Annotated in this window: 25 protein-coding genes; 10 read left to right on the forward strand and 15 right to left on the reverse strand. The window is 65.7% G+C overall.

The genetic code is table 11. The features are described 5' to 3' along the window. On the forward strand, window positions 1–329 hold a 329-nt coding region (locus tag BRAO375_RS00280), incomplete at its 5' end, for a DUF2147 domain-containing protein (protein ID WP_035638143.1). A gap of 68 nt (window positions 330–397) precedes the next feature. On the opposite strand, the gene BRAO375_RS00285 is transcribed toward BRAO375_RS00280, so the two are convergent. Together BRAO375_RS00285 and BRAO375_RS00290 are read right to left on the reverse strand one after the other, a co-directional pair. Beyond that, a complete protein-coding gene (locus BRAO375_RS00285) occupies window positions 398–802 on the reverse strand; it encodes a (R)-mandelonitrile lyase (RefSeq protein ID WP_009025435.1) in 405 nt (134 codons plus the stop codon). Between the two features lie 27 nt (window positions 803–829). Beyond that, window positions 830–1,528, reverse strand: coding sequence for a ribonuclease activity regulator RraA (locus tag BRAO375_RS00290; protein ID WP_009025436.1), 699 nt, complete (start codon window positions 1,526–1,528; stop codon window positions 830–832). Window positions 1,529–1,775: 247 nt separating this feature from the next. Between BRAO375_RS00290 and pxpB the strand changes: the two genes are divergently transcribed. The 3 genes from pxpB to BRAO375_RS00305 are packed head-to-tail and all read left to right on the forward strand — an operon-like array spanning window position 1,776 to window position 4,363. After that, entirely contained in the window at window positions 1,776–2,507 is a 732-nt protein-coding gene (gene pxpB, locus BRAO375_RS00295; RefSeq protein WP_009025437.1) for a 5-oxoprolinase subunit PxpB, read from the forward strand. Then, a complete protein-coding gene (locus BRAO375_RS00300; RefSeq protein WP_009025438.1) occupies window positions 2,504–3,553 on the forward strand; it encodes a 5-oxoprolinase subunit C family protein in 1,050 nt (349 codons plus the stop codon). The genes pxpB and BRAO375_RS00300 overlap by 4 nt, the downstream gene beginning before the upstream one ends. Window positions 3,554–3,589: 36 nt before the next feature. Next, window positions 3,590–4,363 (forward strand): LamB/YcsF family protein, encoded by a 774-nt coding sequence (locus BRAO375_RS00305; RefSeq protein ID WP_009025439.1) that lies wholly within the window; start codon window positions 3,590–3,592, stop codon window positions 4,361–4,363. Window positions 4,364–4,377: 14 nt separating this feature from the next. Here BRAO375_RS00305 and BRAO375_RS37825 read toward each other — a convergent pair whose 3' ends face one another. The 6 genes from BRAO375_RS37825 to BRAO375_RS00330 form a co-directional block, all read right to left on the reverse strand. After that, on the reverse strand, window positions 4,378–4,527 hold the full coding sequence (locus BRAO375_RS37825; RefSeq protein ID WP_009025440.1) for a hypothetical protein: 150 nt from the start codon (window positions 4,525–4,527) through the stop codon (window positions 4,378–4,380). A gap of 171 nt (window positions 4,528–4,698) precedes the next feature. Next, window positions 4,699–6,303 (reverse strand): sulfite reductase subunit alpha, encoded by a 1,605-nt coding sequence (locus tag BRAO375_RS00310; protein ID WP_009025441.1) that lies wholly within the window; start codon window positions 6,301–6,303, stop codon window positions 4,699–4,701. Next, window positions 6,300–8,090: a NirA family protein gene (locus tag BRAO375_RS00315; RefSeq protein WP_009025442.1), complete on the reverse strand. Its 1,791-nt coding sequence runs from the start codon at window positions 8,088–8,090 to the stop codon at window positions 6,300–6,302. The genes BRAO375_RS00310 and BRAO375_RS00315 overlap by 4 nt, the downstream gene beginning before the upstream one ends. Before the next feature lie 343 nt (window positions 8,091–8,433). Beyond that, window positions 8,434–9,588: a CmpA/NrtA family ABC transporter substrate-binding protein gene (locus BRAO375_RS00320; protein ID WP_009025443.1), complete on the reverse strand. Its 1,155-nt coding sequence runs from the start codon at window positions 9,586–9,588 to the stop codon at window positions 8,434–8,436. Then, the gene (locus BRAO375_RS00325) at window positions 9,585–10,175 is read right to left on the reverse strand and encodes an ANTAR domain-containing response regulator (protein ID WP_008965342.1); all 591 of its coding nucleotides are present in this window, start codon (window positions 10,173–10,175) and stop codon (window positions 9,585–9,587) included. Before BRAO375_RS00325 ends, BRAO375_RS00320 begins: the two co-directional genes overlap by 4 nt. 246 nt (window positions 10,176–10,421) lie before the next feature. Continuing rightward, window positions 10,422–10,985: a hypothetical protein gene (locus BRAO375_RS00330; protein ID WP_009025444.1), complete on the reverse strand. Its 564-nt coding sequence runs from the start codon at window positions 10,983–10,985 to the stop codon at window positions 10,422–10,424. A 270-nt stretch (window positions 10,986–11,255) separates the two neighbouring features. Here BRAO375_RS00330 and rimO point away from each other — a divergent pair, with 270 nt between their 5' ends. Continuing rightward, a complete protein-coding gene (rimO, locus tag BRAO375_RS00335; RefSeq protein ID WP_009025445.1) occupies window positions 11,256–12,575 on the forward strand; it encodes a 30S ribosomal protein S12 methylthiotransferase RimO in 1,320 nt (439 codons plus the stop codon). A gap of 10 nt (window positions 12,576–12,585) precedes the next feature. Here rimO and BRAO375_RS00340 read toward each other — a convergent pair whose 3' ends face one another. After that, window positions 12,586–13,713: a DUF2336 domain-containing protein gene (locus BRAO375_RS00340; protein ID WP_009025446.1), complete on the reverse strand. Its 1,128-nt coding sequence runs from the start codon at window positions 13,711–13,713 to the stop codon at window positions 12,586–12,588. A gap of 432 nt (window positions 13,714–14,145) precedes the next feature. On the opposite strand from BRAO375_RS00340, the gene BRAO375_RS00345 reads away from it, so the two are divergent. Further along, a complete protein-coding gene (locus BRAO375_RS00345; protein WP_009025447.1) occupies window positions 14,146–15,342 on the forward strand; it encodes an acetylornithine transaminase in 1,197 nt (398 codons plus the stop codon). A gap of 30 nt (window positions 15,343–15,372) precedes the next feature. Here the strand turns inward: BRAO375_RS00345 and BRAO375_RS00350 are convergent, their stop codons facing one another. Next, window positions 15,373–16,353: an LLM class flavin-dependent oxidoreductase gene (locus BRAO375_RS00350; RefSeq protein WP_244423082.1), complete on the reverse strand. Its 981-nt coding sequence runs from the start codon at window positions 16,351–16,353 to the stop codon at window positions 15,373–15,375. 244 nt (window positions 16,354–16,597) lie between these two features. Here BRAO375_RS00350 and BRAO375_RS00355 point away from each other — a divergent pair, with 244 nt between their 5' ends. Then, window positions 16,598–16,879, forward strand: coding sequence for a hypothetical protein (locus BRAO375_RS00355; protein WP_009025449.1), 282 nt, complete (start codon window positions 16,598–16,600; stop codon window positions 16,877–16,879). Between the two features lie 119 nt (window positions 16,880–16,998). Beyond that, window positions 16,999–17,751 carry a YkgJ family cysteine cluster protein gene (locus tag BRAO375_RS00360; protein WP_009025450.1) on the forward strand — a complete coding sequence of 251 codons (753 nt, stop codon included), beginning with the start codon at window positions 16,999–17,001 and terminating at the stop codon, window positions 17,749–17,751. A gap of 19 nt (window positions 17,752–17,770) precedes the next feature. Here the strand turns inward: BRAO375_RS00360 and BRAO375_RS00365 are convergent, their stop codons facing one another. The 3 genes from BRAO375_RS00365 to pcsA all read right to left on the reverse strand — a co-directional run bounded on the left by BRAO375_RS00365 (window position 17,771) and on the right by pcsA (window position 20,390). Then, entirely contained in the window at window positions 17,771–18,745 is a 975-nt protein-coding gene (locus tag BRAO375_RS00365; RefSeq protein WP_035638151.1) for a quinone oxidoreductase family protein, read from the reverse strand. 188 nt (window positions 18,746–18,933) lie between these two features. Next, window positions 18,934–19,659 carry a TerC family protein gene (locus BRAO375_RS00370; protein WP_009025452.1) on the reverse strand — a complete coding sequence of 242 codons (726 nt, stop codon included), beginning with the start codon at window positions 19,657–19,659 and terminating at the stop codon, window positions 18,934–18,936. Further along, window positions 19,656–20,390, reverse strand: a complete 735-nt coding sequence (gene pcsA, locus BRAO375_RS00375; protein WP_009025453.1) for a phosphatidylcholine synthase — start codon at window positions 20,388–20,390, stop codon at window positions 19,656–19,658. The genes BRAO375_RS00370 and pcsA overlap by 4 nt, the downstream gene beginning before the upstream one ends. A 117-nt stretch (window positions 20,391–20,507) precedes the next feature. Between pcsA and BRAO375_RS00380 the strand changes: the two genes are divergently transcribed. Next, window positions 20,508–21,722: a UbiH/UbiF family hydroxylase gene (locus BRAO375_RS00380; protein ID WP_009025454.1), complete on the forward strand. Its 1,215-nt coding sequence runs from the start codon at window positions 20,508–20,510 to the stop codon at window positions 21,720–21,722. A 7-nt stretch (window positions 21,723–21,729) separates the two neighbouring features. On the opposite strand, the gene BRAO375_RS00385 is transcribed toward BRAO375_RS00380, so the two are convergent. Then, on the reverse strand, window positions 21,730–22,683 hold the full coding sequence (locus BRAO375_RS00385; protein ID WP_009025455.1) for an AEC family transporter: 954 nt from the start codon (window positions 22,681–22,683) through the stop codon (window positions 21,730–21,732). A gap of 119 nt (window positions 22,684–22,802) precedes the next feature. Here BRAO375_RS00385 and hspQ point away from each other — a divergent pair, with 119 nt between their 5' ends. Further along, window positions 22,803–23,135: a heat shock protein HspQ gene (hspQ, locus tag BRAO375_RS00390; protein ID WP_008965329.1), complete on the forward strand. Its 333-nt coding sequence runs from the start codon at window positions 22,803–22,805 to the stop codon at window positions 23,133–23,135. Window positions 23,136–23,319: 184 nt separating this feature from the next. On the opposite strand, the gene BRAO375_RS00395 is transcribed toward hspQ, so the two are convergent. Then, window positions 23,320–24,111, reverse strand: a complete 792-nt coding sequence (locus BRAO375_RS00395; RefSeq protein WP_035638154.1) for an invasion associated locus B family protein — start codon at window positions 24,109–24,111, stop codon at window positions 23,320–23,322. Window positions 24,112–24,152: the final 41 nt, after the last annotated feature.

Below are 24,152 nucleotides of genomic sequence, written 5' to 3' on the forward strand. Positions count from 1 at the left end.
CCGCTGCCGTGCGCGATCCAAACTCGCCAGTCGGCATCTGGCTCACCGAGGAGAAGGAGGGCAAGATCCGCATCGAGCCCTGCGGCGCCAATCTCTGCGGCTACTCGATCGACGCCAAGACCAATCAGAATGGCGAGCAGATCCTGATCAACATGCGGCCGAGCGACAAGCCTCCGGAGAAGAAGTGGAGCGGCCGCATCTTCGACCCGAACAGCGGCAGCACCTACGATTCCACGATCGCGCTGAAGGGGCCGGACAGCCTGCGCGTGCAGGGCTGCGCCTTCGGCGGCATGTTCTGCGGCGGCCAGACCTGGACGCGGGTGAACTGAGCACGGCGCGGACAAAACAAAAGCGCGCGGCCTCTCGACCGCGCGCTCGACATCTTGTCAGTCCCGCATCAGCCGACCGGCGTGGCGTATTCGGCGTCGGTGACGTGCTCCATCCAGTTGGAATAGACGCCGTCGAGCGCCTCCTGCATGGCGATGTGGGTCATCTCATTGTCAGGCGACGCGCCGTGCCAGTGCTTCTCGCCCGGCGGGATGAAGATCACGTCGCCCGGCCGGATCTCGCGCACCGGGCCGCCCTTGGCCTGGATGCGGCCGATGCCGGAGATGACGTAGAGCGTCTGCCCGAGCGGATGGGTGTGCCAGGCCGTGCGCGCGCCCGGTGCGAACGACACGCGCGAGGCGTTGAGACGCGCCGGCGCCGGCGCCATGATCAGCGGGTCCTGCAGCACGTTACCGGTGAAGTATTCGGCGGGCGCCTTGCGCGTCGCGCGCGAGCCAGCGGGATGAAAATCCATGATGAGCCTTTCTGCGGCTGTTCGATCTTATTTCTTCGACGCGGCGTAGCGCGCCTTGGTCTCGGCGTTCATCGGATAGAGGCCCGGCAGCACCGCGCCCTTGTTCACCTCTTCGACGATCCACGCCTCCATCCGCTCCTGCTCCGGACCTTCGGCGAGCACGTGGTCGAGCATCGCCTGCGGGATCAGCACCGCGCCGTCCTGGTCGGCGACGATGACGTCGTTCGGGAACACGGCGACGCCGCCACAGCCGATCGCCTCACCCCAGCCAACGAACGTGAGACCCGCGACCGAGGGCGGCGCGGCGTAGCCGTCGCACCACACGGGCAGGCCGGTGCCCATCACGCCTTCGAGGTCACGCACCACGCCGTCGGTGATCAGCGCGGTGACGCCGCGCTTGACCATGCGCGCGCAGAGAATGTCGCCGAAGATGCCGGCGTCCTTGACGCCCATCGCGTCGACCACCGCGATGCAGCCCTCAGGCATGGCCTCGATGGCGGTGCGGGTCGAGATCGGCGACGACCAGGACTCCGGCGTCGCCAGATCCTCGCGCGCCGGCACGAAGCGCAGCGTGAAGGCGGGGCCCACCAGCCGCTTCTGTCCCGGGCGCAGCGGCTTCGCGCCGCGCAGCCAGACATTGCGCAACCCCTTCTTCAGCAGGACCGTCGTGATGGTCGCGGTGGTGACCTGGGACAGGGTGGCGATGGCTTCGGGAGTGAGGGACATTGTGAGACTGGCGCTCCAAGCAGGCTGGCGGAAAAGCAGGCGCATCTTGCGAGCGACGAACGCTGCGTCAAGGGCATGCTCGGTGCGTCCAGCGCATGCGGGCCCTGCAGCCGCCCGATAAATGATCCTTATCGCAGGACATCCGATTAATTTATTGAATTTTCGAGGCTTTTTGCCATTGACCCAATTCCACTGGCCAACGAAACCAGCTAGATCAGGGATCACGAACGCGGATGATTTCGGACCAATGGCCGATCCTTTTCCACCCCCTCGCCTGCTGCCCAGCGGCGACAGCGCCGTCACCGTCGAGTTCAGCCGGACCATCGACGAGACCGCCAACCGTCGCGTGCTCGCGCTCGATCATGCGCTGGCGGCGGCCGGCATCGCGGGTGTCACCGAGACGGTGCCGACCTATCGCTCGCTGCTGGTGCATTACGATCCGGGCGTGATCGGCCACGATGAGCTCAGCAACAGGTTGCTGACGCTGTCGGCAGGCTCGCTCGCGCCGGAGACCGACATCAGGCGCTGGCGGGTTCCCGTGTGCTATGGGGGTGAGAACGGTATCGATCTCGAGGACGTCGCCAAAGCGCTGAGCCTCACGCCAGACGAGGTCGTCGCCCGTCACGTCGCCGCCAGCTATCGCGTCGCGATGATCGGCTTCACGCCAGGCTGGTCCTATCTCTCCGGGCTCGATCCACGCTTGCAGATGTCGCGCCGGCAGAACCCGCGGCTCGCGACACCGGCCGGCATCATCGCCATCGGCGGCATCCAGACCGGCATCCAGTGCCTCGCCGGCCCCTGTGGCTGGCATCTGCTCGGCCGCACGGCGATGCGGACGTTCCAGCTGCATCGTGAGCCGACCTTCCTGCTCGAGCCGGGTGATGAGGTGAGCTTCATCGCGGTCGATGAGAAAACGTTTGCCGAGCAGGAACGCGCCGCCGAGGCGGGCGAGCTCATCGCCGAGCGGATCGCCGCATGAGCACGCTCGTCGTTTCACAGATCGGCCCCGCAAGCTCGGTCCAGGATGGCGGCCGCTTCGGCGCGCAGCGCTACGGGCTGACGCCATCCGGCGCGATGGACAAGCTGTCGCTCGCAGCGGCAAACAGTCTCGTCGGTAATGAGCTGACGGCAGCGGCAATCGAGATCGGTCCGTTCGGCGCGACCTTCATGGCAAAGGCTGGCGCGGTGCGCGTCGCGCTGTCAGGCGCGCCGCGTCCCGCTGATGTCAGCAAGCGTCCGGTCGAGATGAATACGTCGGTGACGCTGAACGAGGGTGAGAAGCTGACGCTCGGCTTTGCCCGTGGCGGCTCCTTCAGCTATCTCGCCATCGAAGGCGGCATTGCCGGCGAGCCGATGTTCAACAGTCTCTCGGTGAATGCGCGTGCGGGATTGGGAAGCCCCTACCCGCGCCCGCTCCAGGCTGGCGATGTCTTCGACGTCGCACCAGCGACGGGCGCGCCGGAGATGCAGATTGAGCTGCCGAAGCTGAGCGGCGCCATCCGGGTCGTGATGGGCCCGCAGGACGATGAGTTCAGCGACGAGATGAAGGCGCTGTTCCTCTGCAGCGACTGGACGGTCTCGGCCACCAGCGACCGCATGGGCTATCGCCTCGAAGGCCCTGTGATCCGCCATCTGCACGGCCACAACATCGTCTCCGACGGCACCGTTGAAGGCAGCATCCAGGTGCCCGGCAACGGTTCGCCGATCGTGCTGATGTCCGACCGCGGCACGAGCGGCGGCTATCCGAAGATCGCCACCGTCATCACGGCCGATTTCGGCCGGCTGGCGCAGACGCCGGCCGGCACGCCGTTCCGCTTCAAGGCGGTCAGCATGGCCGAGGCGCAGGCCGAGCTGCGCCGCTACAAGGATCTGCTGCGCAGCCTGCCGGAACGCGTCACCAAGCTGGCGAGCAACGACTTCAACGTCGATGCGCTGTTCACGGCGAATGTGGCCGGCCATGCGGTCAGCGCAACCGACGTCACCACCTGGCCCGGAGTGACGCCCGATCAACCCGACCACCTCTAACGCTGCTTCCGACCCATCAACGCGCGGAGCCCTGACATGACCAGCACCGTCGATCTGAACTGCGACCTTGGAGAAAGTTTCGGCCCGTGGGAGATGGGCAATGATGCGGCGATGATCGAGCTTGCAACGTCGGTGAACGTCGCCTGCGGCTTCCACGCCGGCGATGCCGACATCATGCGCCGGACGGTCGAGATGGCGAAGGCCAAGGGCGTCAGCGTCGGCGCCCATCCCGGCTATCGCGACCTGCACGGCTTCGGCCGGCGCCCGGTGCCGGGGCTGAAATCATCCGAGATCGAGAATCTCGTCGCCTATCAGATCGGCGCGCTGCAGGCGATCGCGACCGCTGCCGGCCACAAGGTCACGCATGTCAAGGCGCATGGCGCACTCTCCAACGTCGCCTGTGAGGACGACATGACGGCGAACGCGATCGCCAGGGCGATCAAGGCCGTGGACTCCAGCTTGATCTTCGTCGTGCTCGCCAACTCCAAGCTGGTGACGGCCGGCGAGAAGGCGAACCTCTCGATGGCGCACGAGGTGTTCGCCGACCGCGCCTACGACGACAATGGCCTCTTGGTGTCGCGCAGCAAGCCGGGAGCGGTGCTGCATGATCCCAAAGAGATCGCCGATCGCGTCGTGCGGATGGTGCAAGACGGCGCCGTCGTCTCGGTGACGGGCAAGGTGATGAAGATGCGCACCGACACCGTCTGCATCCACGGCGACACCGCCGGGGCCGTCGAGATCGCCCGCGAGGTGCGCAAGGCGCTCGACGCGGCCGGCATCAAGGTAGCGCCATTCAAGACGGCGCCCTGAGCGACGGAGTTTGATCAGAACGGATGGGTGAAGGGCATGCCCAGCGTGATGGCCGCGATCAGCGCAAGCGCGCCGTAAAGGGCGACCAGGGCTGCTGTCGCGCCGCGCTCGCGAATGGCGCGGGCCTGAGGCATCTGTCGCAGGGGCGTCGAAAGCGTCCGCATGGCCGGTCTCCTGAAGTTCCGGCCATGAGAAAAGCGTTCTCGCAGGCCGTTGCAAGGCAACCGGGCAAATAACGACAAGCCCCCTGTTTCGGGTCCGCCCTGGACCAAAACATTCTCGCCCGCGGTTCCACCCGAGAATTTTATCCGCCGGGTTCCGGCCTCCTCGACTCGTTAATAAACGTCGAGCTGGAACCGCCCCTTCTTCTTGAGGTCTGCCACGAAGCTCACAGCTTCGTCGGTCGACCGGGCGCCGAACTGCGCGACGATGTCGACCAGCGCGCGTTCGACATCCTTGGCCATCCGCTTGGCATCACCACAGATGTAGAGATGCGCGCCGCCGGCGAGCCAGGTCCAGACCTCGCGGCCGACCTCGCGCATGCGGTCCTGGACGTAGAATTTCTTGTCGCCGTCACGCGACCACGCCAGCGACAGCCGCGTCAGAAGCCCCGCCGTCTTCATCGCGTTGAGCTCGTCGGCGTAGAAGAAATCGCAGTCGCTGCGCTGGTGACCGAAGAACAGCCAATTCTTGCCCGGCGCGCCGGTCGCCCTGCGATCGTGCAGGAAGGCGCGGAACGGCGCGATGCCGGTGCCGGGGCCGACCATGATGATCGGCGTGTTCGGATCGGCGGGCAGCGCGAAGCCGTGCGCCTTCTGCACGTAGACGCGCAGCTTGTCGCTGGGATTGATGCGCTCGGCCAGGAACGTCGAGGCGAGGCCGAGCCGCTTGCGCTTGCCGATGACGTAGCGGACGCAGTCGACCGTCAGCGAGAGCTTGCCGGGCGTGGCGTTGTGCGAGGACGAGATCGAGTATAGCCGCGGTTGCAGCGGCTCCAGGGCTTCGACGAACGCCTCGGGATGCGGCCGCACGCCGGAGAACTTCTGCAGCACCGCCATCACATCGAGTGTCGCCGCATCGCCATCGGGATCCTCGCCCTGCGCCAGCCGCCGCGCCTTTTCACGGGTGGCGCCGCCGCTGATGAAGGAGATGAGCTCGAACAGCGAGTCCGGTGCCGGCGACAGCGAGACGTCCTCGAGCAGGCACTGCCGCAGCGGCTTGCCGTGCACCTCGGTCATGTGCGAGGCGCCGAGCAGCGCGATGATCTGGTCGACCAGACCGAGATCATTCTTGGCGAAGATGCCGAAGGAATCGCCGACGACGTAGTCGAGCCCAGCTTCGGCGAGATCGAACTCGATGTGCCAAGTCTCCTTCTCCGAGCCGGGCTTATTGAGCAGCCGTCGCGACAGGAACGTCGCCTCCACCGGATTGTCGCGCGAGCGGCCGGGCTCGCTGACGACGACGGAAACGGTGGCGGGTGCTGCTGCAACGGCAGCGGGCTTGGTCGCGGGCGCCTTGTCGATCTCCTCGTACAGCGCCTTCAGCATCCGCGCGGTTTCCTTGCCGCCGGGGACGCACAGGTTGAGACGCCCCTCGCTGCGATCGGCGATCGCATCCGAATAGTCGCTGCAATTGTAGCCGCACTGCCCGCAATCCTGCTGCGCCATCGCCGCCATCATGCGCCGGCGCAGCGGGCGGCCCTGGGCCAGCTTCATGCGCTCGGCGATCGGCATGGTCTGGTCGTGCCACGGCGCCTCGCCATCATCGCCATCACCTGGCGCTGCGAGCACGGCACCGTTCTGCGCCGGCGACACTGGCGTCGAACCGTCGAGGCCGAGCGCGCCGGCGAGAAAGCCATTGAGCCAGGAGCGCTGCGCCTCGGAGAACGGCGCGCTCGCGGGGATGATCTCGATCTTCGGCATGGGCGTGATCTGGTTCATGCTGTCATCTCGGACGAGGTCTGGGCTTCGGCAAGCTGGCGCAGCGCGTCACCATCGTGGCGGCGGGCGAACGACAAGAAAGTCTCATCAGGAGAGCTGCGATGCGCCAGATAGGCCTTCAGCAGCTTCTCGACTGTGCGCGGCGCATCGTCGGCCTTGAGATCGCGATAGACCTCGCGGCCGATATCGGCCTGAGGACCGAAGCCGCCACCGGCGAACAAATGATAGCCCTCGACCGTCTCATCGCCGTCGCCGACAGGCACTTTGGCCGCGATCATGCCGATATCGCTGATATAGTGCTGGGCGCAGGAATGATGGCAGCCGGTGAGATGGATGTTCAGCGGCGTATCGACATCCACCCTGCTCTCGCACCAACCGACGATTTCGGACGCGTGCTTCTTGGTGTTGGCTGCGGCGAACTTGCAGCCGGCATTGCCGGTGCAGGCGATCAATCCGGCGCGGAGGTGCGAGGCCTTGGTGCAAAGCCCGATCTGCTCGATCGCAGCGCAGGCCAGTGCGACCTTGTCGTCGCTCACACCGGACAGCAGCAGGTTCTGCCAGACGGTCAGCCGGATCTCGCCGTCGCCGAGATCGGCGGCGATCTTGGCCAGCGCCCGCATCTGATCCGTCGTCAACTTGCCCAACGGCAGCACGACGCCGATCCAGTTCAGCCCCTGCTGCTTCTGCTGGTGCACGCCGATATGGGCCATGCGGTCCGCCCCGGGACGCGGCTTCAGCGCCTCATCCGGCACGCGCGCGAGCTTGCGGCCGAGCCTCGCCTCGACCGCCTCCATGAACTTGTCGTGGCCCATGCTGTCGAGCACGTATTTGAGCCGCGCCTTCAGGCGATTGGTGCGATCGCCGGTCTCGATGAACAGCCGCACGATGGCGTCGGCCACTTCGGTCGCGCGCTCCGGCTCGACGATGATCCCGGTCGGCTTGGCGAAATCCTTGTGGCCGGTGATGCCGCCGAGGCCGAGCCTGAACCACACGCCCGGCGTGACGCCGAAGCCGTCCTTCACCTCGACCGCGGAGAACGCGATGTCGTTGGTGTCCTCCAGCGCCGCGATGCGGCCAGCGCCGTCGAAGGCGACGTTGAACTTGCGCGGCAGGCCGTACAGCGAGCGGTCGTTGAGGATGTGGAAATGCCATTCGCGCGAAAACGGCCGCGTATCCAACAGCTCCTGCGGGTCGATGCCCGCAGTCGGTGTGCCCGTCACATTGCGGATATTGTCGGCACCCGAGCCGCGCGCGGTGAGGCCGAGATCTGAGAGCCCCTCCAGCAGCATCACGGCGTGCTTCGGCGGGATCTCGCGCAGTTGCAGATTGGCGCGCGTGGTCACGTGGCTGTAAGGGCCGCAGAGTTGATCGGCGAGATCGGCGAGCCCCGACAGCTGCCAATGCTTCATGACACCGTTCGGTATGCGCAGCCGGCACATGTAGGAGTCCTGCGCCGGCGCAACGTGGAACAGGCCGTAATAGCGCCAGCGGAAATTGTCAGGAGCCGAGGGCGCGGCGTTGCTGCGAGCCTGCTCCTTCAACCGCTCATAGGCATCGAACGGATGCAGCTCGCGCTTCACCTTCTCCTGGTCAGCAAGCTTGCGCCCCGACGCGAGAACCTTGTCCTGAGCCTTGATGTGGATCGCGTCGGGACCGGTCGGCTCGGCTGCGGCTGTGGTGCTCGCTGGGCCGCGACCGACGAGTGTCACCTTGAGGCCGGCGGCCAGCCCCTCGAGATAGCGCTTCTGCTCGTCGTTGAAGTCGACAGACAACGGCTCGATTTTCATGATGGCGGACGAAGCTCCAGCGGCCGGGCGATTGGCGTTCGGGATTGGGATGAGGATCGCGTCGCCCGAACGGCCAGCGTTGGCGGCGTTCAGAGAGCGATCCGACCAGCTTCGTTGCTGCGGAAATCCGACACGGATTGCAGCCAGCGGCATCTGCGGCGGCTGGCTGCACTGCAATATTCAAGTTGCGTGCCAGCGGCCGAGCCAGGAAAATACGAGTGAATTCAAAAGAGTGAACGAATCGCCGATGGCGTCTTCGCAGGCTCAAGCTCCGAAATGCGAGCACCCCGCCCAAATTTTAGTCGACGGAGCGCGCTGCCTGAATCCTGGTCGGAATGCGGGATCAGGCCGTCCAGCGGCCGATCTTGAACGACTTGAGGTGGCCCACCACATCGTCCGCCGCAAACGGCGGACCGGCGAAGGCCCCAATCGCGGCGTCCCGAGCTTGGCCCTGGGTGCCAAGCGCGGCGTCATAGATATCAGGCCGGAACACGCCCATGGCCGTACTCAGGGCCTCGCTGCTGAGCGGCGTCTGGCCCCAGCGGACCATCTGGGCATAGAGCCACGCCGCCTGGATCTTCTCCGGCCGGGCTGCGCCCTCGCGGCCGACCAGCAGATAGCGCGGGCTATCGCGGAAGGTGCCGTCCGGGGAGATCTTGAGCCGGCCATCGAGCGTGCGCTTGAGGACCTCCGCGTCGACGCCGATGCGGTCGGGCTGGGCGAGGATCCGAGCTGCGTCCTCATGGTTCTGTTCGATGAAATCGGCAGCGCGGGCGCAGGCTCGGACCAGGGCGGCCAACGCGTCGGGCTTCTTGTCCGCCCAGCTCTGCCTGACGGCCAAGACCTTCTCGGCAGCCCGCACGAGGACGTCCGAGACGAAATGCAAGATGTGACCGATGCCGAGATCGACGGCGATCGAATTCCAGGGCGCGCCGACGCAGAAGGCGTCGACGTGGCCGCTGGCAATGCTCTCCACCATGTAGGGCGGCGGCAACACAACCAGACGGACGTCCTCGTCGGGATCGACGCCGCCGGCGGCCATCCAGAACCGGAGCTGATAGTTGTGGGTCGAGAACGGAAAGGTCATGCCGAAGGTCAGCGGCTCGGCGCCGGCCTTGCGGCGGGCGGCCACGACGCGCGCCAGCGCCAGCGCGGTCGCCATTGGATCGAAGCGATCGCCATCGAGATGCGCCATCAACTCGGCATGCAGCGCCGGGGTCACCGTGATCGCATTGCCGTTCACACCGAGGCTGAACGGCGCCACGATCGGAACCTTGACGTGTCCGATCCCGAGACTCGACGCAATCGCCACCGGGGCCAACAAATGCGCCGCGTCGAACAGGCCGATATTGAGCTTGTCGCGGACGTTCGACCAGGAGACCTCGCGCACCAGCGTGACGTCGAGCCCTTCGGCTGCCGCAAAGCCCTTGTCGACGGCGACGATCAACGCGGCGGCATCGACCAGCGGAATGAAGCCAATGCGAAGCGGGCCGGTCATTTCAGCATCTCCGAGGCGGTCAGGATCGACTGCGCGATCTCACCGATCTTCTTCTTCTCGCGCATCGCCGTGGAGCGCAGCAGCACATAGGCCTCCTCTTCGGTGAAGCCCTTCATCTTCATCAGAATGCCCTTGGCGCGGTCGATGACCTTGCGATCCTCGAGCGCCGATTTGGTGCGCTCGAGCTCGTCCTGCAGCTTCGAGAAGGCATTGAAACGGGAGATGCAGAGGTCGAGGATCGGCTTGATCCGTTCCTTCTTCAGGCCGTCGACGATGTAGGCGGAAACGCCGGCCTCCACCGAGGCCTGAATCGAGGCCGCATCGCTCTGATCGACGAACATCGCGATCGGCCGCCGCACCGCCCTGCTCACCTGGAACATCTGCTCGAGCACGTCCCGGCTGGGGTTCTCCAGGTCGATGACGATGACATCGGGGTCCAGGGCGTAGATCCGCGCCAGAAGACCCTGCATCTCGCTGACATGCACCACGCCGGTAAATCCCGCCTCGCGCAGCCCCTCCTCGAGGATTGCGGCGCGGATCGGGCTTTCGTCGACGATCACGATTTTAGGCGACTGCTCGGCGCTCATCGTTCACCAGTTGTCCGGGCCATCATCCATAGCACGGACATGACCGGCTTAAAGCCTTGTCTTTCTGAGTAATTAGGACTAGCTGACGCCCACCCTGTCAGGCGGTTCCAAATGCAGCAGGGTTCCGCGTCCAAGATCAGCTTCGCTTCGCTCGGTGACTGCTGAGACAACGAAATGGATACCCCTCGACCCGCGCTGCTCCCCAAGGAAGACCCGCCGAAGACAGCTGTCATTGGCCTTGTGCCCTCACGGAATCTTCGCGCCAATGATCATCTCGTCGAGAAGTGGCACGGCAGCCAGCACCGCCGTCTCGTTGAGGCCGGACACCGCTAGCCGCACGACGTAAGAATTGCCGTCTTTGTCCAGATCGGCGTAATGCGCGATGACTTCGATCGGCTGGTCCTTCAGGGACGGATTGTCGTAGCGGTGGATGATGACCTTCGGGTTGACGGAGGGGAGCGCGGTGATCTTGGCGTTCTCGTCGGATGTCGTCGTCCAATGCCGATCGCTGGCTGCGACCCATTGGACCAATTCCGTCCGATCCTTGTTGTAGCTTCCTTGGGCATAGATGATGGCCTCCGCTTTGCCGAACTTCTTCCCGTTCGGCACGAACATTGAGGCGCGGTACTTGAGGCTCGCAGCCTCGTCCCTCGCCCACCCATCAGGTGCTTTCACGCGTGGCCTGAATTCCAGACACATTCGTTCTTGCCCGTCGCATACATGGATGATCTTGTCGACTTCAGCTCGCGCCGAAAACAGGGCACCACAGGACACGCTGACGAAAGCCATCCCGAAGATGAGGCGGCGCATGGCTGTAGAACTCCGTGGATTCGAGCCGGACACAGAATCAACCAAAACGCGCACGTTCGAGCGTTTCGTCTCGACTCTACCGCTTGGTCGATCGGAACGAGCTTCCACATCAAGAGCCCTCAAGGTCCATCCCCCTCAGCTACTGGCCGATCGCCTCAGGCGCGAGTACTGCTTTAACATCGCACCGCTCACGTTAGTCATTGAATTTCTTCATTGGATCAACTAGTTGGATTGCCGTATCCGAACAATTTGCAGGTTCCGGGCGAGCACATGGACAGAGCGCCGCGCATTTCTTTCACCAGCCTCGGATGTCCGAAGGCGCTGGTCGATTCTGAGCGCATCATCACGCGGCTGCGCGCCGAGGGCTACGAGCTCGCCCGCAAGCATGACGGCGCCGACGTCGTCATCGTCAACACCTGCGGCTTTCTCGACAGCGCCAAGCAGGAATCGCTGTCGGCGATCGGCGCGGCCATGGCCGAGAACGGCAAGGTGATCGTGACCGGCTGCATGGGGGCCGAGCCCGAGCAGATCGAGCAGGCCTACCCCGGCGTGCTCTCGATCACCGGTCCGCAGCAATATGAAAGCGTGCTCGACGCCGTTCATCGGGCGTCGCCGCCCGTCCACAATCCGCATCTGGATCTCGTTCCTCCCCAGGGCATCAAGCTCACGCCCCGGCACTACGCGTATCTGAAGATCTCCGAAGGCTGCAATAACAGGTGCAGCTTCTGCATCATTCCGAAGCTGCGCGGCGATCTGGTTTCGCGGCCTGCCGCCGACGTGCTGCGCGAGGCCGAACGGCTGGTCGAAGCGGGCGTCAAGGAGCTGCTGGTCATCTCCCAGGACACCTCCGCCTATGGCCTGGACATCAAATATGCCGAAAGTGCGTGGAAGGACCGCAACGTCCGGGCCCGCTTCCTCGATCTGGCCCGTGAGCTGGGCGAGTTCGGGGCCTGGGTCCGGCTGCATTACGTCTACCCGTACCCGCACGTGGATGAGGTCATTGGCCTCATGGCCGGCGGCAAGGTGCTGCCCTATCTCGACATCCCGTTCCAGCATGCCAGCCCGAACGTGCTGAAGGCGATGCGGCGTCCGGCGGCACAGGACAAGACGCTGGACCGGATCAAGGGCTGGCGCGCGCTGTGCCCGGATCTGGCGCTTCGCTCCACCTTCATCGTCGGCTTTCCGGGCGAGACCGACGACGATTTTGCCTATCTGCTGGATTGGCTCGACGAGGCCGAGATCGATCGCCTCGGCTGCTTCAAATACGAGCCGGTCGCCGGCGCAACCTCCAACGCCCTGCCCGGCCAGGTGCCCGACGAGGTCAAGCAGGAACGCTGGAACGCGCTGATGGCGCGCCAGCAGAAGATCTCCGCGCGAAGGCTGAAGCGGAAGGTCGGAACGCGCCAGCAGATCATCATCGACGAGGTCGGCCCGGCCGTGGCCAAGGGCCGCTCCAAGGCCGATGCGCCGGAGATCGATGGCGCGGTCTATGTCTCCAGCCGGCGGCCACTGCGCATCGGCGAGATCGTGACGGCCAAAATCGAGCGCGCCGACGAATACGATCTGCACGGCACGGTGGCCGGGTTCTGAGCCCGGCCCGTCAGGTTCCGTTTGCCGACGCGCTCGCTCTGACGTTCCACAGCTTGATAAGTCGTTTCGCCTCGTCGAGCGTGAGCTCGAGATACTTGCTCTTCAGCTTGTTCAACTCTTCGGGCTTGGTTGCACCGGAGACGAACCGGCTGTCGAGGATCGCCGCGACCGTGGTCCAGCTGAGTCCCGCGGCCTTGCACGGCACGAGAATGCCGTCGCTGCGCAGGCTCTGCATCAGCGGGCGCACAAGCTCGATGCTGCATCTCGCCAGCTCTGCGATCGCGGCGATGGTTTCCGTGTAGCGACGCTGCCGGGCGAAATCCAACAGCATGGATTCGTTGAGCTTGCCACTCTGCCGCAACTGACCGATCGTCAGCTTGGCGCTGCCGAAGTCGCGACAGCGCGACATGCCCCGCTCCGCGTCCGCGGTGGCGGAGGCGATCGCGCCGCGGATCTCCTCGTAGAGATGCGGCGGCGCCGATGCGAGCAGCCTTGTCCTCACCGCCTCACTGGCGCCCTGCAGCAGCGCCCGGCGTAACGCCGCCGGCAGATCGGCGCGAATGCCGGTGGCAATCGCCAGCTCAGGATCGCCCGCCGCCTGCGCCAAGATGATCGAGAAGCCGGCCGCCGAGATGCGGGCGCCCGGATTCTTCATCAGCTTGCGGCTGACGCTGGGAAAGCGCCGGACCAGGAGCGCATCGGTGACGACCTCCTGCAACCACCAGCGTCCAGCAATGGCGACCAGATGCTTCTCACCGCGGGTGTTGGCGATCTCGATGAGATCGTCATTGCTGAGCCGCGGCGACTCCGAGAGCACCGGGCCGGCCACGGCGATGTCGTCATGATGCGCGAGCCGACGGATCACCGAGACGGGCGTCTGGGGCACGGGCGCGAGCTGGGCACTCAGCTCGGCGAGTGCGATCCGCGCACCAACATCCGCCAGCGCGCGCAGCTCGATCGTGTTGACGAGACGCTCGAACACGTCGGCGAACAGCGCATGCTGCTCGACATCCATGTTGCCAGCGGATGCGATGAACAGTGATGCCACCCGCTCGGCGACGCCGGAGCAGCGTTCGGCTGAGCCGGTGGCGATGGCCGCCTGCACCTCGTCGGCAATGGAGAAATGGGGGTTCGACATCGCTCGTCCTGAGCGGGAGGGATTCGCGCTTCGGGAGCACGGTAAATCCTGCCGCTAAATGTTTGGTAAAAATTGAACTAAACAGTTCCGCGCCGGGAGAGTCCTGAGGGGGGCGTTGCGCCCGCGAAATCGGGCGCGCTGAAACGCACGAGGCGTGCCCCGCCGCGTTGCCCCAACGATCCTTGTCGTCGCGGGATCTTGACACGTCGCTCGATTTGCCTGTATGGCCGCCGCATGATCTTCAACCGGACCAACCGCCGCGCCGCCGTTTGCCGTCGTCACCGCCGTGACGATGCCGGGGCGCGCCATGTCCGAAGACGTTGCTGATCAGCTAAACTCATCAGCTTCAGATTTTCGAGAAGGCCGCTCCCGCAAAGGAGCGGCCTTCTCGCTTTGTCGCCTCCCCTTCCCCCTGAGCATAGGAGACTGACCATGCTGACCGCCTCCCATCCGTATGACGCCCTGATGGAGATCACGGCGCGTCCGCGCGCCGTCTTCGTCCAGGGCAAGGGCTCCTGGCTGTGGGACGACAGCGGCAAGCGCTATCTGGACTTCATCCAGGGCTGGGCGGTGAACTCGCTCGGCCACGCGCCACCCGAGCTCGCCAAGGCGCTCGCCGACCAGGCGGCACGGCTGATCACGCCGAGTCCGGCCTATTTCAACGACACCAGCCTGAGCCTCGCCAAAGCGCTGGTCGAGCACTCGTGCTTCGACCAGGTGTTCTTCACCAATTCAGGCGCCGAGGCCAATGAGGGCGCCATCAAGCTGGCGCGCAAATACGGCGCACTGCGCAAGAACGGCGCCTATGAGATCATCACCTTCGAGGGCGGCTTTCATGGCCGCACGCTCGCGACCATGTCGGCCTCCGGCAAGAAGGCGTTCGAGCCGCTGTTCGAGCCGAAGGTGCCTGGTTTCCCCAAGGCGCGCCTGAACGACATCGCCTCGGTCGAGGCGCTGATCTCGGACAAGACGGTCGCCATCATGCTGGAGCCGATCCAGGGCGAAGCCGGCGTCTGGCCCGCGACGACCAAGTTCCTGCAGCAGCTTCAGTCGCTCACGACCAAGCACGGATTGTTACTGATCGTCGACGAGATCCAGACAGGCATGGGCCGGACCGGCAAGCTGTTCGGCTACGAGCATGCCGACGTCCTCCCGGACATCATGACGCTTGGCAAGGGCATCGGCGGCGGCGTTCCGCTCGGCGCGCTGCTCGCGACCAGCGAGGCGTCGTGTTTCGAGCATGGCGATCAGGGCGGCACCTTCAACGGCAATCCGCTGATGTGTGCGGCCGGGCTCGCCATGGTCGATGCGGTTGCCAAGCCGGAGTTTCTCAAGACCGTCGTGGACAACGGGCTCTATCTCGAAAGCGAGCTGCAGCGAATCTCGGCGCGGCACGGCCTGGGCGAGGTGCGCGGTCGCGGCCTGCTGCTGGCGCTCGACGTCGCGAGGCCGATCGCACCATCGATCGTGGCGCACGCGTTCGAGCTCGGCCTGCTCTTGAACGCGCCGCGTCCGGATACGCTGCGCTTCATGCCGGCGCTCAACGTGACGCGGGATGAGATCGGGGCGATGGTCGACACGCTGGATGGCATCCTGACCAAGGCCGGCGCGGCGCGCTGCGTGGCCTGAGCAGGCTGGTCCGCAAACGGCGGTCCGACGTCAGCCGGGCCGTCCCTCCAGGACGTGCGTCCTGAACGTCCCGAGCAGCTCGCAGCGCCGCGCGGCGTCGGTGCTGGTCGGGACCAGCAACACGCTGCGCGGCCCGGCGGCTGCGAGCTCCGCGAGCCTGGCGCGAACTTCGTCGTGGCTGCCGATCAGCGAGCGCGCGACGAAGCCGTCGATGCTGGTCGGCGGCACCTCGACGCCGGGAGCCGCGGACAGCCGACGCCGGCGGTCGAAAAACTGCTGCAGGAACGGCGCCGCCTCGGTCATCGCTGCCTCCCGGGTCGGGGCGCTGCAATAGAAGCGCGACACCGCGAGACGCGGATCGGCGCCGCGGCTCCGTGTTTGATAGTTTCGGAGCATCTGAACGATATCATCGACAGTCGAGGTCAGGCCGGCCATCAGCCCATGGCCATGCGCGGCCGCATCGTCGAGCGCGGCATCGCTGGCCGACGCGATCCAGGTCGGAACGGGCTGCTGCAGCGGACGTGGCGTCAGCCTGAGACGGTCGACTTGGAAATAACGGCCGTGGTGCGAGACCTCGTCCTCCGACAGCAGCCGCTGGATGAGCTGCAGCGCTTCGAGCATGCGCGGGCGCGTCTCCTCCGCTGACACGGCAAAGTTGCGGTTCTGCTCCGGAAATGGCCCGCCCCGCGCCACGCCGAAGTCGAGCCGTCCGCCGCTCAGAATGTCGATGGTCGCGACATCTTCGGCGACCTCGATCGGCCGACGGAACGGCAGCAGCACGGCTGCCGTTCCCAGGCGGATGCTCGAGGTCCGCGCGGCGAGATAGCCGAGCAACGGAAAGATCGACGGGCTCGAGCTGCCATCGTCGAAATGATGCTCGGAGATCCAGGCCTCGTCGAAGCCGAGTGCCTCCGCCTTGAGCACCAGATCGGTCTCGGCCTGAATGGCCGCGGGATGACCGTAACCGTGATTGTCATAGGGGCAGAAGATGCCGATGCGCACATAAGTCATGATGACGAAATTTAACGACCTCGTTCGTGGCTTTCCAGCCGATTGACCTAAATCAAAGACAACCGCCTTGGGGAACAACGATCTTGGCGGGGCCAAACACCTGCGATCCGATGCATGACGTTGTATCTTACGGGATATAGCGTCGTACGGGATGTGATCAGCTCGTCAGGGACGAGGCTTGACGGACCAAGCTGATGATCATCCCGCCGACAACGAGGTCGGCATGCAAGAAGGAGATGCAAGTATGGCGAGAGACAATCTGGCGCGGGTGCTGCCCGTCGAGGACACGCGCAGCCACATCGCCGCCGCTGCCGCTACCGAAGAAGTGTTGATCCACGTCCGCTTCTTCCCGAACTCCGACATCAACATGATCGGCGAGAAGCCGGCCGGCCTGACCGCCAACGAGTGGTACGAGCGGCTGTTGGACGTGGCCCGTCCGCACTACCAGACCTTCGCGGGCGGCCGCGGTTTCTTCCGCATCCCCCGCCCCTGCTTCGAGGCGATCCTGAAGGACGTCGCGGCCTGAACAAGGCTCTCTCCGGGTGAGGCGGTGAGCGTCCTCTCCGTCTCGCTCCTGTCGACCGCGGTGCGCCGGGTGCGCCGCGGTCGCTGGCGTTTCATCGTCGCGAAAAGGCGGAGGACATGATGAGCGATGCAGCGTTTCGTGAACTACAGCGCATGTTCGCCTCGCTGGTCGCATCGACGGCGGCCGCGCCGAATTTGGCGGACGTGCTGGCCGATCACGCCTTCGATCTGTTCGAGGCCAACATCGATGCGCAGACGGCGCATCTGCCGACGCTCGCCTGTGCCAAGGGCTGTCCGTCGTGCTGCGCGCTGCGGGTGACGGCCACGGCGCCCGAGATCTTTCTGCTCGCCCGCTACATCCGGCAGATCGACGAGCGCATGTCGGCAACGGCACTCGGCTCGTTGGCGCGGCGCGTCAAGCTCGCCAACCGCGCCACGCGCGGCCTGAGCGAAGCCGAGCGGATGACGCGGCGCCAGCCGTGCCCGTTCGTGGTCCGCGGCGGCTGCGTCATTCACCCGGTGCGCCCGCTCGCCTGCCGTGGGCATGCCTCGTTCGACCGGCGCGCCTGCGCCCAGGCCATGGCCGGTCGCGATGTCGAGGTGCCGGTCTCCGCGCCGCACATCGCGCTACGCAGCCTGGTGCAGGACGCGCTACGGGCCGCGCTCGACGCGGCCGGGCTCGCTTCCGATCTTTATGAGCTGAATCACGGCCTCGCGCTGGCGCTCGATGATCCCGAGGGCGAGCGCGCCTGGCGCAACGGCGAGGACAGCCTCGCGTCGGCCCGGATCGCGCCCTCAACAGCGGCGCAGACCGATCAGGTGTTGTGGAGCCGCGCAGCAGGTCACGAAGCAACGGCTCGGGACGAGGCCTAGCGCGCGCCGCTCCCGCCAGCTAGGGCTTCAGGATCGACGCGCCGGTGGTCGCGCGGCTCTCCAGGTCGGCATGGGCGCGCGCCGCGTCCTTCAGTGCGTAGGCGTGATTGATGGGAACGTGCAGCTTGCCGCTGATCACGGCGGAAAACAGCGTGTCGGCGCCTTCCAAGAGCTCCGAGCGTTTGCCGATGTAGTCGTTGAGCTTCGGCCGCGTCGCGAACAGCGAGCCGTGGCTGTTCAGCTCGGCGATGGAGAACGGCGGCACCGGACCCGAGGCATTGCCGAAGCTGACGAACAGGCCACGCGGCTTCAGGCAGGACAGCGAGCCCGGAAAGGTCGATTTGCCGACGCCGTCATAGACCACGTCGCACCCTTCGCCGCGGCTGATCTGCTTCACCCGCGCGACGAAATCCTCCTCATTGTAGAGGATGACGTGGTCGCAGCCGTTGGCGAGAGCGAGGTCGGCCTTGGCCTTGGAGCCGACGGTGCCGATGACATGCGCGCCGAGCGCGCGCGCCCATTGGCAGGCCAAGAGGCCGATGCCGCCGGCGGCGGCATGGATCAGCACGCGATGGTGCGGCTCGACCTTGAAGGTCTTGTGCAGCAGGTACCACACCGTCAGCCCCTTGAGCATCAGCACGGCGCCCTGCTCATAGGTGATGTGGTCGGGCAGCTTGACCAGGCGCTGCCAGCCGATGTTGCGCTCGGTGGCGTAACCGCCGAGATTTTCGTAATAGGCAACGCGGTCGCCGGGATGAAAGTTTGTGACGCCGGCACCGACCGCGATCACCTCGCCGGCGGCCTCGTTGCCCGCCACGAATGGCAGGCCGGGCGCCTTGTACAGACCGGTGCGATAATACACGTCGATGAAGTTCAGGCCGATCGCGTGCTGGCGGATGCGGACCTCGCCCGGTCCGGGGGCGGCCAGATCGACCGGCTCATAGACGAGCGCCTCCGGCCCACCCACCTTGTGCACGCGCACCGCCTTGGCCATTCCGCGATCTCCCCTTCGGACTCTCTGCGGCCGCATCTGAGAATCCGGCGCAAGAAAACTTGATAATTACCTGATTCTCGACGGGCATTTGGTTGGTCGCAAAGACGCCGCGACCGGCGGTCCGGCCGAGCCGCGGCGCCAAGCCAAGGCGATCAGGCCGGCCTTGTCAACTCAGCCCAGTCGCTCACTCAGCCCGCACGCTTCCTGCGGTTGCGCGAGGCCATCACATTGAAGGCCTCGACCGCGAGTGCGAAGGCAATCGCGAAGTAGATGTAGCCGCGCGGAATGTGGAACTCGAAGCCATCGGCCACCAGCGCGACGCCGATCAGCACCAGGAAGGCGAGCGCCAGCATCTTGGTCGTCGGATGGTTGGCGACGAAGCGCGCGACCGGTCCGGACGAGACGTACATGATGACGACCGCGATGATCACGGCCGCGATCATGATCTCGAGATCCTGAGCCATGCCGATCGCGGTGATGATCGAGTCCAGCGAGAATACGAGATCGATGACGATGATCTGTACGATCACCCAGAAGAAGCTGCTGCGGCCGCCGGCCTGCGGCCCCTCCTCCTCGCGCGCCTCGACCTCGGCGTGAATCTCATGGGTCGCCTTGGCGATCAGGAACAGGCCGCCTGCGATCAGGATGATGTCGCGCCAGGAGAAGCCGAGCTCGCCGATCGAGAACACCGGCTGTGTCAGCCCGATCAGCCAGACCAGAACGCTGAGCAGCATGATGCGAAAGACCAGCGCCAGCGCCAGCCCGATCTGCCGGGCGCGCAACGCCTGCGGCTCGGGAATGCGCGAGGTGATCACCGAGAGGAAGATGACGTTGTCGATGCCGAGAACGATTTCGAGCGCGGTCAGCGTCAGCAACGCCGCCCAGGCTTCGGGACTGGTCAGGAGGTCGATCATGCTTTCAAGGATCTCAACAAACGGATCGCGGAGTCGCTGGCGACGATGTAAAGGCCGATCGCGCACAGCAGGACCGTCACGATCGGGTGCACGCCGAAGTTCTGCCTGAGCGCGTAGATCACCAGCACGCTCCACAGCACGACCAGCGGCAGCGTCAGCCAGCGCAGCCGCCGGACCCGCACGGGGTGGATGACGTGAAACGGCGCAAAGGTGAGCGCGATCAGGAGTGCGAGGCCGAGCGTGGCGAGCAGCGGCGACGGATGCAGCAGGAACAGATAGAACGCCGCGATGTTCCACAGGCCCGGGAAGCCGCGGAAGTGATTGTCGTCGCTCTTCATGCGGCGATCGGCGAAGTACAGCGCACCGGTCACCGCGATGCCGACGCCGATCACCGGTGCTGCCAGCGGCAGCAGCATGCCGCTCGCGGTGATCGCATAGGCCGGCACGAACACATAGGTCGTGAAATCGACGACGAGATCGAGCACGTCGCCCGACCAGTCCGGCTGCACGTTGACGACGTCCAGCCAGCGCGCGACCGGTCCGTCGACGCCGTCGATGATCAGCGCCACGCCCAGCCACCAGAACATCGCGGTCCAGTGCTCGCGCACCGCTTCGAGCATGGCGAGCAGCGCGACGCCGGCGCCGAGCGCCGTGAACACGTGCACCGAAAACGCGGCCGCGCGATGCGCGGGCGTGGCTGATACCGCGCTCTCTGGTCTGACCTGATCCATGCTGGCTCACTGCTATCAGGAATCGGAGCGAATTGCATATCGTCGCTTGCGGCGATGCGCCGCGCATAAGCGCGGATCACTCTTGAAAATGCGCCCGGGAACGTCAAATGTTCCGGCATGACCCACACAGACACCAGCCTCGAGAACAGCAGTTTCGATGTCATCGTCGTCGGCGGCGGCCCCGCAGGCCTCGCGGCCGCCATTGCGCTTGCGCGGACCGGCGCCCGGACGGCCCTCGTCGCCCGCAAGGCGCCCTATGCCGACAACCGCACCACCGCCCTGCTCGGCGGCTCGGTCGACTTCCTCGACGAGATCGGCGTCTGGTCGTCGTGCCGCGATCGCGCCGCCGGTCTGAGGACGATGCGGCTGGTCGACGATACCGGCCGGCTGATCCGCGCGCCCGAGGTGCGCTTCGTCGCCGACGAGATCGGGCTCGACGTGTTCGGCTACAACATCGCCAATGCCGTGCTGGTCGAGGCGCTGGAGCAGCGCGCCGGCGAGATCGACGGATTGGTGCGGATCGCCGAAGATGCCGAGAGCGTTCGTAGCGACACGGACGCGGTCACCGTCACCACCGCATCCGGCCGCGTGCTGACCGCGCAGCTCGTGGTCGGCGCTGACGGCCGACATTCGCTGTGCCGCGAGGCTGCCGGCATCGACGTCATCCGGCGTCCCCTGCAGCAGGCGGCACTGACGTTCAACATCAGCCATGCGCGGCCGCATCACAACGTCTCGACGGAATTCCACACGCCGCACGGTCCCTGCGTATTCGTGCCGCTGCCCGGCGACCGCTGCAGCGTCGTTTGGGTGGCTGCGCCCAAGGAGGCGGAGCGGCTGCAGGCGCTCGACGATGACGCGCTGTCGGCGGCCGCCGAGCGGCAGTCGCATTCGATCTTCGGCCGCGTCCATGTCGAGCCGGGCCGTCACGTTTTTCCGCTCGCGATCGAGCGGCCGCAAGCTTACGCGCAGAACCGCATCGCGCTGATCGGCGAGGCCGCGCATGTCGTGCCGCCGATCGGCGCGCAGGGCCTCAATCTCGGCCTGCGCGACGGCATCGACATCGCTGCTGTGGTCGCGAAGGCCAGAGCGGCCGGCGAGGATCTCGGCGCGCCGCAGGTGATCGCCCGCTATGGCGCGGCGCGCCGCGCCGACATTCTCAGCCGTACCTTCGTGATCGACGTCGCCAACCGCTCTTTGCTCAGCGATCTTCTGCCGATGCAGTCGATGCGCGCCGTCGGCATGCATCTGATCGGCGGCATCGGCCCGCTGCGGCGATTGGCGATGCGCGAGGGTCTCGCGCCCTCCTGGCGCAGCGCGCGCAAGGCCGGCTGAGCGGATCTCACGGGAACACGAGCCGTCCGCTCTGGATCAGCCACATCACCGTGGTGAGGGTCAGGACGGAGGCGAAGGTGCCGATCAGCACCGCCGACGAGGCCGGCTCGATCCAGCTGTCGTGCTGGCGCGCGATCACGAACACGTTGAGCGCCGGCGGCAGCGCCGCCATCAGCACGGCGGTCGCGGCCCAGGGCTGCGCGAAGGGTCCTAGCAGCAGCATCAGGCCGAACGACACCAGCGGGTGGATGACGAGCTTCACGACTGTGAGCACCGGCACCTCCCATGGCAGCCGTTCGAACGGACGCAGCGCCACGGTCACGCCGAGGGCGAACAGCGCGGTGGGCGCAGCCGCGTTCTGCAGGAACTGCAGGGTGCGATCGAGCACGGTCGGCGGATGCAGCTGCAGCGCCGCGGCCAGAATGCCGGCCGCCGTCGCCATGATCAGCGGGTTGCGCAGGATCTGCTGCAGCACGGTGCGCACGGCGTGCCCGAGCGAGGCGTGATCACGCTCGGTGAGCTCCACCAGCAGCGGCACGATCGAGAACAGGAAGATGCTGTCGCAGCAGAAGATCAGCGCGGTCGGCGCCGCGGCCTTCGGCCCGAGCACGGCCAGCGCCAACCCCGGCCCCATGTAGCCGATGTTGCCATAGCCGCCGGCGAGCCCGGCCATGGTTGCCTCGCGCAGCGACAGCCGCCCGATCAGCTTGCCGAGCACCAGCGCCAGCGTGAAGGTGACGACGGTCGCAAGCGTCGTTGCAACCAGGAAGGGAGGGTTGCTCAGTTCCGCAAACGGGGTGCGCGCGATGAGGTTGAACATCAAGGCGGGCAGCGACACGTAGAGCAGGAAGAAGTTCATCCAGGACAGCCCGGACTCCGGCAGCCTCTTCCATTTACCGCAGGCGAACCCTATGAAAACGACGCCGAAATATGGCAAGGCCAGGTTGAGAATGTCGAACATGGGTCTCTGCGGAGGACCCGTTGCGGGCCGTGGGATGCGGGGCGCGAATCGGCGGTGTCTAGATTAAATCCGCCCCCCGGGCACTAGCATCGGCCTCAATCCTGGTCTATTCGACTAGAATGATCAAAGCGCGAACTGCCAAGTTTCAGATCGGCCAGATCGTCCGGCACCGAGTGTTCTCGTTCCGGGGCGTGATCTTCGACATCGACCCTGAGTTCAACAACACCGAAGAATGGTGGCTCTCGATCCCCGAGGAGGTTCGGCCGCATAAGGACCAGCCATTCTATCATCTGCTGGCCGAGAACGCGGAATCCGAATACGTCGCCTATGTGTCCGAGCAGAACCTCGTCCCGGACGAGTCCGGCGAGCCCATTCGACACTCTCAGGTTGCCGAGATCTTCATCAAGGACAAGTCCGGCGGCTATCGTCCGCGCAACCCGCTGTTGAACTGACGCTGTCGAGCTGATCCTGCCGAACTGCCCTGTTGACTGACCGGTGGCCGGCATTCGGCCGCAACCTGCTCTGGGCGAGGCCGAGCGCCGCCCGCAGCGATCGCCGACAAACTCCGACCTGAACAAAAAAGGCGCTCCGAATGGAGCGCCTTTTGCTTTGTCAACGGTTGGAGCGTCGGCCGCGTTACTGCTTCGCCTGCGGCTGCCCGCCTTGCGTCTGCTCCAGCTTCTTGCGCTGCTCCTCGGCGCGCTTCTGCAGCTCTTCCTGCAGCTTCTGCTGGGTCTTCTCGAATTCCTTTGGATCGGTCGGCGGGCCGTCATAGGCCTTGGCGAAGCTGCTGTTGCCTTCCTGCAGCGGCAGCGGCAAGGTCAGCGCGGTCCCGTTCGAGTTGATCGCCTGCACGTAGAGGGTCTGGCCCTTCTTCAGGCTGGCCACGAAATCCGGGGTCGCCTCGTAATCCGACATGCAGCCGTTCTGGAAGCAGATCACATAGCCGCTCTGCTGCGCCTGGTTGTTGTCGACCACGATGCGGGTGCCGGGCTGCAGCTGCATGCCGAGCGGCAGCGTCACGCGCAGGATCTTCTTCGGCTCGCCTTCGGGCTCGATGATCACGGCTGCAACCACAGGCTGACCGGACTCGATGCGCCCGTCCTTGCCGATGAAGCAGACCTGTTTGGCGTTGGCATCCTGGCCCTTCAGGCAGAACTTGGTCCAGGGCGCATAGATCAGCTGCGGCATTTCCTGCTGCTGCGCCTGCTGCTGGGGCTGGCCGGCTGCGGGAGGAGCGCCAGGGGCCTGCGCGGCCGGAGCGGGAGCCTTGGGAGCGGCAGCCGGAGCCTTCGCCTTGGGCGCGGCGGGCGGCTGAGCCTGCGACTGCGCCTCCGAAGCGAACGAAACGGCCAGCGCAGTGACTGCCAGCAGGGCGACGAGCCGCCCACGCGGCCCAACCGACGAGGCCAAGTCACGGAAATTCATTGCGGAAAACCCTTTCTGAACGGCAGCGCCCGAGACCGCCA

This window comes from Bradyrhizobium sp. ORS 375, assembly GCF_000239775.1.
Lineage (GTDB): Bacteria > Pseudomonadota > Alphaproteobacteria > Rhizobiales > Xanthobacteraceae > Bradyrhizobium.

Excerpts from the sequence above, each read along its gene's own strand:
- BRAO375_RS00285 (WP_009025435.1), bottom strand. The coding sequence starts at position 802 with ATGGATTTTCATCCCGCTGGCTCGCGCGCGACGCGCAAGGCGCCCGCC.
- BRAO375_RS00290 (WP_009025436.1), bottom strand. The coding sequence starts at position 1,528 with ATGTCCCTCACTCCCGAAGCCATCGCCACCCTGTCCCAGGTCACCACC.
- pxpB (WP_009025437.1), top strand. The coding sequence starts at position 1,776 with ATGGCCGATCCTTTTCCACCCCCTCGCCTGCTGCCCAGCGGCGACAGC.
- BRAO375_RS00300 (WP_009025438.1), top strand. The coding sequence starts at position 2,504 with ATGAGCACGCTCGTCGTTTCACAGATCGGCCCCGCAAGCTCGGTCCAG.
- BRAO375_RS00305 (WP_009025439.1), top strand. The coding sequence starts at position 3,590 with ATGACCAGCACCGTCGATCTGAACTGCGACCTTGGAGAAAGTTTCGGC.
- BRAO375_RS37825 (WP_009025440.1), bottom strand. The coding sequence starts at position 4,527 with ATGCGGACGCTTTCGACGCCCCTGCGACAGATGCCTCAGGCCCGCGCC.
- BRAO375_RS00310 (WP_009025441.1), bottom strand. The coding sequence starts at position 6,303 with ATGAACCAGATCACGCCCATGCCGAAGATCGAGATCATCCCCGCGAGC.
- BRAO375_RS00315 (WP_009025442.1), bottom strand. The coding sequence starts at position 8,090 with ATGAAAATCGAGCCGTTGTCTGTCGACTTCAACGACGAGCAGAAGCGC.
- BRAO375_RS00320 (WP_009025443.1), bottom strand. The coding sequence starts at position 9,588 with ATGACCGGCCCGCTTCGCATTGGCTTCATTCCGCTGGTCGATGCCGCC.
- BRAO375_RS00325 (WP_008965342.1), bottom strand. The coding sequence starts at position 10,175 with ATGAGCGCCGAGCAGTCGCCTAAAATCGTGATCGTCGACGAAAGCCCG.
- BRAO375_RS00330 (WP_009025444.1), bottom strand. The coding sequence starts at position 10,985 with ATGCGCCGCCTCATCTTCGGGATGGCTTTCGTCAGCGTGTCCTGTGGT.
- rimO (WP_009025445.1), top strand. The coding sequence starts at position 11,256 with ATGGACAGAGCGCCGCGCATTTCTTTCACCAGCCTCGGATGTCCGAAG.
- BRAO375_RS00340 (WP_009025446.1), bottom strand. The coding sequence starts at position 13,713 with ATGTCGAACCCCCATTTCTCCATTGCCGACGAGGTGCAGGCGGCCATC.
- BRAO375_RS00345 (WP_009025447.1), top strand. The coding sequence starts at position 14,146 with ATGCTGACCGCCTCCCATCCGTATGACGCCCTGATGGAGATCACGGCG.
- BRAO375_RS00350 (WP_244423082.1), bottom strand. The coding sequence starts at position 16,353 with ATGACTTATGTGCGCATCGGCATCTTCTGCCCCTATGACAATCACGGT.
- BRAO375_RS00355 (WP_009025449.1), top strand. The coding sequence starts at position 16,598 with ATGGCGAGAGACAATCTGGCGCGGGTGCTGCCCGTCGAGGACACGCGC.
- BRAO375_RS00360 (WP_009025450.1), top strand. The coding sequence starts at position 16,999 with ATGAGCGATGCAGCGTTTCGTGAACTACAGCGCATGTTCGCCTCGCTG.
- BRAO375_RS00365 (WP_035638151.1), bottom strand. The coding sequence starts at position 18,745 with ATGGCCAAGGCGGTGCGCGTGCACAAGGTGGGTGGGCCGGAGGCGCTC.
- BRAO375_RS00370 (WP_009025452.1), bottom strand. The coding sequence starts at position 19,659 with ATGATCGACCTCCTGACCAGTCCCGAAGCCTGGGCGGCGTTGCTGACG.
- pcsA (WP_009025453.1), bottom strand. The coding sequence starts at position 20,390 with ATGGATCAGGTCAGACCAGAGAGCGCGGTATCAGCCACGCCCGCGCAT.
- BRAO375_RS00380 (WP_009025454.1), top strand. The coding sequence starts at position 20,508 with ATGACCCACACAGACACCAGCCTCGAGAACAGCAGTTTCGATGTCATC.
- BRAO375_RS00385 (WP_009025455.1), bottom strand. The coding sequence starts at position 22,683 with ATGTTCGACATTCTCAACCTGGCCTTGCCATATTTCGGCGTCGTTTTC.
- hspQ (WP_008965329.1), top strand. The coding sequence starts at position 22,803 with ATGATCAAAGCGCGAACTGCCAAGTTTCAGATCGGCCAGATCGTCCGG.
- BRAO375_RS00395 (WP_035638154.1), bottom strand. The coding sequence starts at position 24,111 with ATGAATTTCCGTGACTTGGCCTCGTCGGTTGGGCCGCGTGGGCGGCTC.